Origin of the sequence: Devosia sp. (assembly GCF_034675085.1) — a bacterium.
In the GTDB taxonomy this organism is placed as follows: domain Bacteria; phylum Pseudomonadota; class Alphaproteobacteria; order Rhizobiales; family Devosiaceae; genus Devosia.
Genome location: NZ_JAUCDN010000481.1, coordinates 1 through 1,593, shown reverse-complemented (window position 1 = coordinate 1,593; position 1,593 = coordinate 1). Strand labels below are relative to the sequence as shown.

The following is a 1,593-nucleotide window of genomic DNA, read 5'->3' as shown; positions in this document are numbered from 1 at the left end:
CACCGCCGGCAGCACCAGATGATGCATGCGCGTGGCAAAGCTGGCGCCGGGACCGCCATAACCGGAAGCATCGAACCAGCCCATCTTGACGGCGAAGACCTGCATGAGGATCAGCCCCAGCCAGAAGCTGGGCACGGAGGCGGCGAACATGGCCAAGGCCGTCGCCGCCTGGTCGAAGACCGAACCGCGCCAAGAGGCCGAGAGCACCCCCACGGGCAGGGCGATCAGCGTGGCGATGGCAAGCGAGAAGATGGTGAGGAAAAAGGTGGGCTCGGCGCGCTGCATCAGCGCCTCGGTGACCGGCATGTTGAGAAAGATCGACTGGCCGAAATCGCCGCGCAGGACGCCGCCGACATAGGACAGGAACTGCTGGGGGATGGAGGCATCGAGCCCCAGCCGCTGGCGCAGGTTGGCAATGTCGTCGGCCGTGGCGTCGGGTCCGAGCATGACGGCGGCGGGATCGCCGGGGGTGACGCGCACGATGACGAAGACGATGGTCACCACCAGCGCCATGACCACCAGCATGCCGAAAATGCGATTGAGCGCGGAGCGGATCATGGACTTGTTTGGGTCCTTGTTGAGGATCGGGCTGCCCGCCGCAGCAATTTGCGGCGGGCACAGGCAGGCAGGCGCCTATTCGGTGAGGTAGGCGTTCCAGAAATAGGGCCAGGGGGCAGGCGTCACGCCCTCCAAAGCCGGATTCTGGGCGGCCAGGGCGTTGAAATTGCCCACCTTGTAAGAGGGAGCCTCGTCAAAGATGACCCTCTGAACATCTTCGAACAAGGCAATGCGCTTGGCCGGATCGCTTTCGGCGTTAAAAGCAGTGACGACAGCGTGCTTGGCATCACTCACCCACCATCCGGGCGACGCGTCCGACATGACGGCGTTGAGCGAAGGCTCCGGCAGGAAGGGGCTGTGGGTGATGTAGATGTCCCACAGGGCCGGGTCTGCACGATTGGTAGTCAGGGTCGCCCATTCCACAACGTCGAGTTGCACCTTGAAGCCGGCCGCCTCCAGATAGGCCTGGGCCACCAGCGCCATCTTGTAATGGAACTCATATTGGCGGCTGGTCAGGATGCGCACCGGAGAGCCGTCATAATCGGCCTCGGCAAGCAAGGCCTTGGCAGCCTCGGTGTCGCCCTCGGGCTTGTAGGCATCGGTGCCGACCTCGCTATGCCAGACATAGCTCTCAGGATACCAGGCGCCGTCGATGGAGAAAAAATCCTCCGAACCGAAAGCGGCCAGCATCATGTCCTCGGGAGCGAGCGCGGCCTGGATGGCCCGGCGGACGCGAATGTCCGAATTGACCCCTTCCTTGGTGTTCATCACGAACATCGGCCAGCCGAATGGCGCCAGCACCACCGGATCGGTCGCACCATCGGCGATCTGCTGGTACGATTCAACCGGGATCTGATCGACATAGTCATACTGGCCGGCCATGGCCACGCCGATACGGGTGCTCGGATCAGGCACCGGCACGAAACGGATTTCGTCCAGATACTGGTTGCGGGCGCCGCCATAGCCATTGGGCTCGCCTTCAAGAGACTGGTAGCCGTCAAACCGCACCAGCTGGATATATTGGTCGGGCACCCG

General features: G+C 63.1%; 1 protein-coding gene and 1 pseudogene. Both read right to left on the bottom strand.

From position 1 onward, the window contains the following. Positions 1–558 (bottom strand): annotated as a pseudogene (locus tag VDP82_RS17955) (ABC transporter permease); the annotation flags it as partial. 75 nt (positions 559–633) lie between these two features. Beyond that, the coding region (locus VDP82_RS17950) for an ABC transporter substrate-binding protein (protein WP_323016176.1) at positions 634–1,593 on the bottom strand (960 nt) is incomplete at its 5' end.